7 protein-coding genes are annotated in these 8,976 nt (G+C 61.2%); all 7 read right to left on the reverse strand.

Annotated features, from left to right (window positions below; genetic code table 11):
• Nucleotides 1–57: 57 nt before the first annotated feature.
• The 7 genes from AB4P96_RS01105 to AB4P96_RS01135 all read right to left on the reverse strand — a co-directional run bounded on the left by AB4P96_RS01105 (nt 58) and on the right by AB4P96_RS01135 (nt 8,789).
• Nucleotides 58–978: a LysR family transcriptional regulator gene (locus AB4P96_RS01105; RefSeq protein WP_017136615.1), complete on the reverse strand. Its 921-nt coding sequence runs from the start codon at nt 976–978 to the stop codon at nt 58–60.
• 60 nt (nt 979–1,038) lie between these two features.
• Complete coding sequence (locus AB4P96_RS01110; RefSeq protein WP_017136616.1) at nt 1,039–1,887, reverse strand: ABC transporter permease; 849 nt, start codon at nt 1,885–1,887, stop codon at nt 1,039–1,041.
• A gap of 11 nt (nt 1,888–1,898) precedes the next feature.
• Nucleotides 1,899–2,750, reverse strand: a complete 852-nt coding sequence (locus AB4P96_RS01115) for an ABC transporter ATP-binding protein (RefSeq protein ID WP_017136617.1) — start codon at nt 2,748–2,750, stop codon at nt 1,899–1,901.
• A gap of 20 nt (nt 2,751–2,770) precedes the next feature.
• Entirely contained in the window at nt 2,771–3,664 is an 894-nt protein-coding gene (locus tag AB4P96_RS01120; protein ID WP_395600436.1) for a TauD/TfdA dioxygenase family protein, read from the reverse strand.
• Nucleotides 3,665–3,878: 214 nt separating this feature from the next.
• Nucleotides 3,879–5,243 (reverse strand): HlyD family type I secretion periplasmic adaptor subunit, encoded by a 1,365-nt coding sequence (locus AB4P96_RS01125; protein ID WP_017136619.1) that lies wholly within the window; start codon nt 5,241–5,243, stop codon nt 3,879–3,881.
• Complete coding sequence (locus AB4P96_RS01130; RefSeq protein WP_026013663.1) at nt 5,233–7,389, reverse strand: type I secretion system permease/ATPase; 2,157 nt, start codon at nt 7,387–7,389, stop codon at nt 5,233–5,235. Before AB4P96_RS01130 ends, AB4P96_RS01125 begins: the two co-directional genes overlap by 11 nt.
• Nucleotides 7,390–7,430: 41 nt before the next feature.
• Entirely contained in the window at nt 7,431–8,789 is a 1,359-nt protein-coding gene (locus AB4P96_RS01135; RefSeq protein WP_017136621.1) for a TolC family outer membrane protein, read from the reverse strand.
• Nucleotides 8,790–8,976 lie beyond the last annotated feature (187 nt).

The following is an 8,976-nucleotide window of genomic DNA, read 5'->3' on the forward strand; positions in this document are numbered from 1 at the left end:
CTACACAGTCAGACCGCCATCGCAGGCAAGCCAGCTCCCACATTGATCGAGTGCACTTCAGCTGGGCTGGGCTTCGAGCCAGGTGGCATGGCAGCTCTCGCGCATGGTTTCGCGCAGCCATTTATGGGCCGGGTCTTTGTCGAAGCGCGGGTGCCAGGATTGGGCCAATACCAACGTCGGCAAGGAGATAGGCAACGGGAAGGCGCGCAATGGCAGGTTCAGGCGGTTGGCGCTCAGCAAGGCTTCCTTTGGCACCGGCAGCAGTAGATCAGAGTCGGGCAGCATGAACATCGCGCCGTGAAAGCCTGGGGCGATCATTGCCACGCGGCGCTCCAGGCCTTGGGCATTCAGCGCAGTGTCAATCGGGCCACGGGCGATGCCGCGTCGCGAAATGCTGATATGGGAATAGCTGGCAAACCGTGCGGCGGTGATTTCTTCGTCGAACAGCGGGTGATCTTGCCGCGCCAGGCCAACAAAGGTGGTGGAAAACAAATTCTGTACCTTCACCTCCGGGCTGGCCGGCAACGTATTGCTCACGCGCAGGTCCAGGCGCCCTTCGCGCAGCGCGTCGTCGTCGGTATCACCTTCGGGCACAAAGCACAGCTCGCACAGCGGCGCCATGCGCTCCATGGTGTCGAACAACCGACCGCCGTACACGCCAACAAAAAAGTCATTGGCCCTCACGCTGAAGCGGCGGCGCAAGGTGCTGAGGTCTACCTGGTCCGCGGAGCGAAACAGCAACGCCGCCTGTTCCACCACGTTGCGCACCTGGCCTTGCAGCTGCAAAGCCTTGGGCGTCGGCACCAGGCCGCGACCGGCCCGCACCAGGATCGGGTCGCCCACCGCCTCGCGAATCCGCGTGAGCGTGCGGCTCATGGCCGCCGGGCTGAGGTTCATCCGCCGCGCCGCGCCGACCACACTGCCCTCGTCGAGCAAGGCGTCGAGGGCGACCAACAGGTTCATGTCCGGTAGTTGCATGCCAAGCACTCGTGAGCAGTGGGGAGTGAATTGCACGCAATCCTAGCAGGGATCAGTGGCTCAGCGCTGCATGCCCCAGCGCTTTACGGTGAGCCGCTCGAAAGTATCAAACACCAGGTTTTCCACCAGCAGGCCGATCAGGATCACCACGGCCAAGCCGGCAAACACTTTGTCGGTGTACAGCTCGTTGCGGTTCTGGAAGATGTACCAACCCAGCCCGCCTTTGCCGCTGGTGGCGCCGAACACCAGTTCAGCGGCGATCAGTGTGCGCCAGGCAAAGGCCCAGCCGATTTTCAGGCCAGCCAGGATCGACGGCAGCGCCGCCGGAATCAGGATGAACAACACAAAACGCATGCCCTTGAGGCCGTAGTTGCGACCGGCCATGCGCAGGGTTTCGGACACGCCGAGAAACCCCGAATAGGTGTTCAGCGCCAAGGCCCACAGCACCGAATGCACCAGCACAAAGATCAGGCTGTTCTGCCCCAGGCCAAACCACAGCAGCGCCAGCGGCAGCAGGGCAATCGCCGGCAGCGGGTTGAACATTGAGGTCAGGGTACTGAGCAGGTCGCGGCCCAGTTGGGTCGAGACCGCCAGCGTGGTGAGGGCAAACGCCAGCACGATGCCGATCAGGTAGCCCTTGATCAGCACCGCCAGCGAGATCCAGACCTTGCTCAACAGTTCACCGCTGAGCAAGCCGTCGAACAGTGCTTGGGAGGTCTGCAAAAAGCTCGGCAGCAGCAGGTCGTTGTTCTGGTAGCGGGCGACCGCCTCCCAGAGGATCGCAAGCACGATCAGGATCAAGCCCTTGCGCAGCCAGCCTTGCTGCCACAGGCGTTGGCGCAGGGGCAGTTCGCGCTCGACAGGGACGCTGAGCAGTGGTTCGAGGGTGACTTCAAATTCCTGGCGCATGGTTCGGCCCCTTAGTAAGCAATGCGGATATCGGCGAAACCCAACTCACGTTCGGCTTCGGGCGCTTCATCGAACAGCAGGCGATGAATGCGCCGCGCCGACGCCTGGAATTCCACACCGCCGAGGCTGTGCAGGTCGTATTGATGGCTGTGGATTTCTGCCCGCACGCGCCCGGGATGCGGCGATAACAACAGGATGCGGTTGCCCACCACCAGCGCTTCTTCGATGGAATGGGTGACGAACAACAGGGTGAAGCGCACTTCTTCCCACAGCAGCAGCAGTTCTTCCTGCATCTTGCGCCGGGTCAGGGCATCGAGGGCGGCGAAGGGTTCGTCCATCAGCAGGATTTTCGGTTGCATGGCCAGCGCGCGGGCGATGGCCACACGGGCTTTCATGCCGCCGGACAGGGTGTGCGGGTAGGCGTCGGCAAAGGCACTGAGGCCGACTTTTTCCAGGTAGTGCAGCGCGCGTTCTTCGGCTTCGCGGCGCTTGAGGGTCTTGGAGGCCAGCAGCGGGAACATCACGTTCTGTTTGACGGTTTTCCACGGTGGCAGCTGGTCGAATTCCTGGAACACCACAATGCGATCCGGCCCGGGTTCGTCGACCTTTTGCCCCAGCAGGCGAATCTCGCCTTCGCAGGGTTTGATAAACCCGGCGATGGACTTGAGCAAGGTGGATTTGCCGCACCCCGAAGGGCCGAGCAGCACGTAACGGTCGGCCGGGTCGATTTCGAAACTGACCTGGTGCGTGGCCCGCACCACACGCTCGGGCGTGCGGTATTCGAGGCTGACGTTGTCCACCGCCAACAGCGGTTTGGCGGTACTCAGGGTGCTGGCCGCGTGGCCTTGCAGGGGCGCGTTCATGTCAACTCTCTTGCCGGGAATCAGAAAGGCGCATCGCCCTGGATGGTGGTGCGAAACAGTTTGCGGCGCAGGTGGCTCGGGCAACCGGCAGCCAGGTGGATCAGCGAGCGGTTGTCCCAGAACACCATGTCGTGGGGCTGCCACTGGTGGCGATAGATGTTCTGCGGCAGCACGCTGTGAGCGTAGAGCTGGGCCAGCAGGTCGCGGCTTTCGTCTTCCGGCAGGTCGACGATACGGGTGGTGAAGCCTTCGCTGACGAACAGGGCTTTGCGGCCGTTTTCGGGGTGGGTGCGCACAATCGGGTGGACCACTTGCGCCACCTGAGCCAACTGTTCGGGCGTGAGGGTTGGGCGCCAATTGCCTTCGAATTTGGTTTCGCTGTAGCGCGCCGTGTAGGAGTGCGCGGCGCTGCGGCCTTCCACGGCTTTGCGCAGGTGCTCGGGCAGTTGGTCCCAGGCTTTGTGCATGTCGGCGAACAGGGTGTCGCCGCCTTCGGAGGGCAGCTCCTGAGCGTGCAGCATCGAGCCCAGGCTGGGCAGCTCTTTATAGGAGAGGTCCGAATGCCAGAATTTACCCGCATCACCCAGGCCGATGGATTCGCCGTTCTCGATGATGTTGGAGACGATCAGGATTTCCGGGTGGTTGGCCAGCAGGAACTGTTTGAGCACGTGGATCTGCAGCACGCCGAAGCGGCGGCTGAAGGCGATCTGTTGTTCGGGGGTGATGCGTTGGTCGCGGAACACCACGACGTGGTGATCCAGATGCGCGCGGTGGATGCGCGCGAAGTCTGTGTCGTTGACCGGGCGGGACAAGTCCAGGCCAACGATCTCGGCGCCGACGCTGCCGGGCAGTGGGCGAATCTCAAAGGATTGGGCGGTTGGGGTCGCTGTTGGAACAGTAGAGGTGGCGGACATGAGGGTACTCCCGGTCGGACAGGGGAGTGAATTTATAGGTATAAGAATGGAAGCTTAAATACCGTTAGCGAATATCGATATGCTTTAGGGTTGGGATCTGCGGTGATTTGGATGGCGCTATCGCAGGCAAGCCAGCTCCCACATTTTGATATGTGAACACATTCAAATGTGGGAGCTGGCTTGCCTGCGATGAGGTCACAACAGGCGCCGAAGATCAGCGCTCGTGCAACGCCTCGGCCCGCGCCTTGATGATCGGCTTGAGCAGGTAGCTGAGGATGCTTTTCTTGCCGGTAATGATATCCACCGAAGCCACCATGCCAGGAATGATCAGCAACGGCTTCTCGTCGGTGCCCAAGTGGCTGCGATCAGTGCGCAGGGTGATCATGTAGTAGGTGGTTTTCTTGTCTTCATCGGTGATGGTGTCGGCACCGATGCGTTCAAGCTTGGCCTTGAGGCCGCCATAGATGGTGTAGTCATAGGCGGTGAATTTGACGATCGCTTCTTGCCCAGGGTGCAGGAAGGCGATGTCTTGCGGGCGGATCTTGGCTTCCACCAGCAGGGTGTCATTGAGCGGCACGATTTCGACCATGTCGCTGCCCGGCTGGATCACGCCGCCCACGGTGTTGACCAACAGCTGCTTGACGATGCCGCGCACCGGCGAGGTGACCAAGGTACGGCTGACGCGGTCTTCCAGGGCACGGCCGGTGGACTCGGCCTTGTTCAGCTCGGTGCGGGCTTCATTGAGTTGGGTCAGGGCTTCGCTGCGGAATTTGCCACGGGTTTCGTCGATCTTGCGCTGCACTTCCTTGATCGCCGACTCGGCGCGAGGGATCGCCAGGGTGGTGGCGTCCAATTGACCGCGGGTTTCCATCTCGGCGCGCTTGAGGCGCAATACTTCCACCGGCGATACCGCGCCCTGGGCCACCAACGGCTCGGACATGTTGATTTCCTGGCGTTGCAGGGACAACTGGCTGCGGTACTGGCCTTGCTTGGAGCTGAATTCGCGCAGTTCCTGCTGGCGCTGCACCAGTTGCTCCTGCAAACCACCGACTTCGTCTTTTAATTGCTGACGGCGGCTTTCATACAGCGAGCGCTCGTTAGCGGCCTGGCTGGGCGCAGCCTTGAGCACGTCATCCGGGATGTTCAGCGGACGGTCATCCACCTGCGCACTCAGGCGCTCGACGCGCAGTTGCATGGCCAGGCGCAAGGCTTCGGTTTCGCCGGCATTGGAGACAAACCGGGTGTCGTCGAGGCGAATCAACGGCGCACCGGCTTCGACGATCTGGCCTTCCTTCACATACAGCTCGGAGACGATGCCGCCTTCCAGGTTCTGGATTTTCTGCAGCTTGGACGACGGAATCGCCTTGCCGTCGCCACGGGTGACTTCGTCGATGCTGGAAAAACCGGCCCAGGTCACCAGGAATATGAAGAACGCGATGATGGCCCAGATGGTCAGGCGGATCACCCTCGGCGCATCTTCGATCAGCGCTTTGTTGACTTCAGGCAGGGGCTGGCCCTGCAGCGAGTCGGTGCCTTTGAAGTAGCGGCCGACCGCGCTTTTGATGGAGTTAAGCAACACTGATCTGCCCCTTTTTCAACGCTTCCATAACCACGGCTTTCGGGCCGTCTGCGAGGATCTGCCCACGGTCGACCACCAACAGGCGGTCCACCAGCGAGAGCAGTGAGGCACGGTGCGTCACCAGCACCACGGTCTTGCTTTGCACCACGGCTTGCAGGCGTTGTTTCAAGCGTTCTTCACCGGTGTTGTCCATGGCGCTGGTGGGTTCGTCCAGCAGCAGGATGGGCGGGTTGAGCAGCAGCGCGCGTGCCAGGGCGACGTTCTGGCGCTGGCCGCCGGACAGGTTCTGCCCACGCTCGCCCACTTGCAGTTCATAACCTTGTGGGTGCAGGCGGGCGAATTCGTGCACGCCGGCCAATTCCGCGGCTTGCAGGACCATTTCGTCTTCTACATAGCGCGCACCGGAAACCAGGTTGTCGCGCAGGGTGCCGGCCAGCAATTGAATGTCCTGAGCGACGTAGCCGATGTTGTGGCGCAACTCGCTCACGTCGATCTGGCGTACGTCCACACCGTCCACCAGCAAGGCGCCGGAGTCGGGCTGGTACAGGCCGACGATCAGTTTGGCCAGGGAGCTTTTGCCCGAGCCACTGCGGCCGATGATGCCGATTTTCTCGCCTGGCTTGATCACCAGGTTGATATTTCTCAGCGCGGCGTTCTGCTGGTTCGGATACGTGAAGTTCAGGCCACGGCACTCAATGGCACCTTGCAGGGTGCGGCGGCTCATGGGCCGCTCTTCGAAATTGCGCTCCTGGGGCAGTTCCATCATCTGGTCCACCGAGGTCATGGTGACCTTGGCTTGCTGGTAACGGGTCAGCAGGCCCGACAGCGAGGCCAGCGGGCTCAGGGCGCGGCCACTGAGCATGTAGCAGGCAATCAGGCCGCCCATGCTGAGGTTGCCGTCGATGATCTGGTAAACGCCGAACACGATCATGATCACGCCGGCCAGTTGCTGGATGAGCAAGGTCATGTTCATCGACAGGCCCGACAGCAACTTCACGCGCAGTTCGAGGCGGCTGAGGGTGCCGATAGTCTGCTCCCAGCCGTACTGGCGCTCGCTCTCGGCGTTGTTGACCTTGACCGCATCAAGCCCGGCGAGGGTTTCGATCAGGCTGGACTGGCGCTCGGCGGCCAGGGCCATGGTCCGCTCCATAGTCGCCACCAGCGGTTTTTGCAGGGCATAGCCGATGCCCAGGGCCAGCGGGAAGGCCAATACCGGGATCCACACCAGGTGCCCGCCCAGGATGGCGATCACCAGGAAAATCAGCAGGGTAAACGGCAGGTCGATCAGGCTGGTGAGGGTCAAGGATGCGAGGAAATCACGCAGGCTCTGAAACTCATGGATATTCTGCGCGAAGCTGCCAACCCGTGCCGGGCGGTACTTCATGGACATGCCGACAATGCGCTCGAACAGCGTGGCCGAGATGATCAGGTCGGTTTTTTTGCCCGCCAGGTCCAGGCACAAACTGCGCAGGCTTTTGAGAACCAAGTCGAACAGGTAGGCGCCGCAGATACCCACGGCCAGCACCCAGAGGGTCGCGGTGGCCTGGTTTGGCACGACACGGTCGTACACGTTCATCACAAACAGCGGCGCGGCCATGGCGATGATGTTGATCAGGAAGCTCGCGGCGATGGCGTCGGTGTAGAGCCAGCGCGAACGTTTGAGCGTGTCGCGAAACCACGAGCGCGCCCGAGGGATCAGGGTGCCGTGGTTGACGTCGAATTTGTGCTGAGGCTGGGCGAAGAAGACTTTGCCGATGTAGTCATTGGCCAGCAGCTCACGCTTGATCAGTACTTCACCGCCGTCGCTTTCGCTGAGCAGGATGCGTGCTTCGTCTTCACCTTGCCAACCCACCAGCACGGTACTGCGGCCGTCCTTGAGCAACAGCAGCGCCGGCAGTGCAATCGTCGGGATCTGCTCCAGCTTGCGCTGCAACACCCGGCCTTGCAGCCCGGCACGCGCGGCTGCACGCGGCAGCAACTCGGCACTCAGTCGCTGCGACGGCAGCGGCAAACCGGTGGTGAGCATGGCCGCGCTGGCAGGTTTTTGATGCAGGGCACAGAGCGCCAACAACCCGTCCAGTAGCGGGTCGTCGTGGAGCGTGCGTGGATCATGACTGAGATGAACTCGACTGACTTCGGATTCCACGCGGCGCACTCTCGACTAACAGATGGGGCTATTGGGGTGGCTCAATTCATCCCAGGCAGTTGAACTTTAGGTTTCACGTCGTTCTGTACGACGGACGCCATCGGTGCGACCACTCCCTGGCTTTTGAGCAATTCACCCATGGTCGCCTTGATTCGATACTGAGTAAATAACTGAATGTTCTTGATCTCTTCCAGACGACGGGAAGCGGTGAACAATTCGTTCTCGCTGTCGAGCAAGTCGAGCAGGGTTCGTTGGCCGAGGCTGAACTGCTGCTGGTACGAAGTACGCACGCGGGTGCTGTGGTCGACGTATTGCTGGGCAACCGGCAACTGCGCATTTGCGTTGTTCAAGGCGTTCCAGGCCAGGCCCAGTTCTTCATTGAGTTGGCGCAAGGCGTTGTTACGGATATCCAGGGCTTGGCTGGTCTGGTACGACTTGGACTGCAAGTCGGCCTTGTTGCTGCCACCGGCGAACAGGTTGAAGCGCATGCGCACCATGGCTTCCCAGCCGTTGTTATGGCTGGCGTCGCCGGCTACGTTGTTATCGGCGTTGGTGCCAAGCTCGGCATCAAAGCGTGGGTAGAAGGTCGACTTGGCAGCTTCGTACTGGCTCTCGGCGGCGGAGATATCCGACTCGGCCGAGCGCAGGATCGGGCTGTTATCGAGCATCTGGCGACGGGCTTCATTCAGGTCCGCCGGCAGCATGGCCATAAATGGCGCTGGGCGCTCAAGCTGGTCGGGCATCTGGCCGACGGCGCTGAGGTAGTTGACCTGGGAGTCGGCCAGGTTGGTCTGCTCGGTGATCAGGTTGTTGCGAGCCTGGGCCAGACGCGCTTCGGCCTGGTCCTGGTCAGCACCGTTGCCGACACCGCGCTGGGTGCGCAATTTGATCTGGTCGTAGATGCGTTCGTGGTTGCGCAGGTTCTCTTCGGCCAGGCGCACGAATTCGCGGCGGGTCAACACGTCCAGGTAGACCTGGGCCACGGTCAAACCGGTGCGCTCGGAGGTGCCGAGCAAGGAATAAGCACGGGAGTTGACGTTGGCTTGTTGACGCCCAACTTCGCTGGACGTGGCGAAACCGTCAAAAATCATCTGTTGCAGACGCAGGCTGGACTCGCCGCGGTTGAGCGTGTCCCAGTGGTTGCCGTTTGGGCCGTTGGCGGCGCGGGTGGTGGAGTTATCGGTGCCTTCGCGACCGTAACCGGCGTTCAGGTCAACGCGCGGCAAGTAACCACCTTGAGCGGCGCGCAATTGGTAATCGGCGGCGATACGGCTGTTCACGCCGGCCTGGATTTCCGGGTGCACATCCAGCGCCTGCTGCATGGCCTGGGGCAATGTTTGGGCTTGTACGAAACCGGCGGCGAGTACGAACGGTATTGCCTTGAACAGGTTCAAACGCATTTAAAAATTCCCCAGGACTTCTTGTCTCAAATCACAGCGATTGATACCGCTGCGTCGGATAATGGCTACCGTAATGACCGTACGTCGGAAAGTTCAAAAAGCGGAACTGCTTCACACATGTAGGACGGTTCGCCGCATAAATATCAATGTGACATTACGGGGCCAATTGTTTAGGATGGCGACCATA

It is taken from the genome of Pseudomonas sp. B19125 (genome assembly GCF_044218855.1).
In the GTDB taxonomy this organism is placed as follows: Bacteria; Pseudomonadota; Gammaproteobacteria; order Pseudomonadales; family Pseudomonadaceae; genus Aquipseudomonas; species Aquipseudomonas edaphica.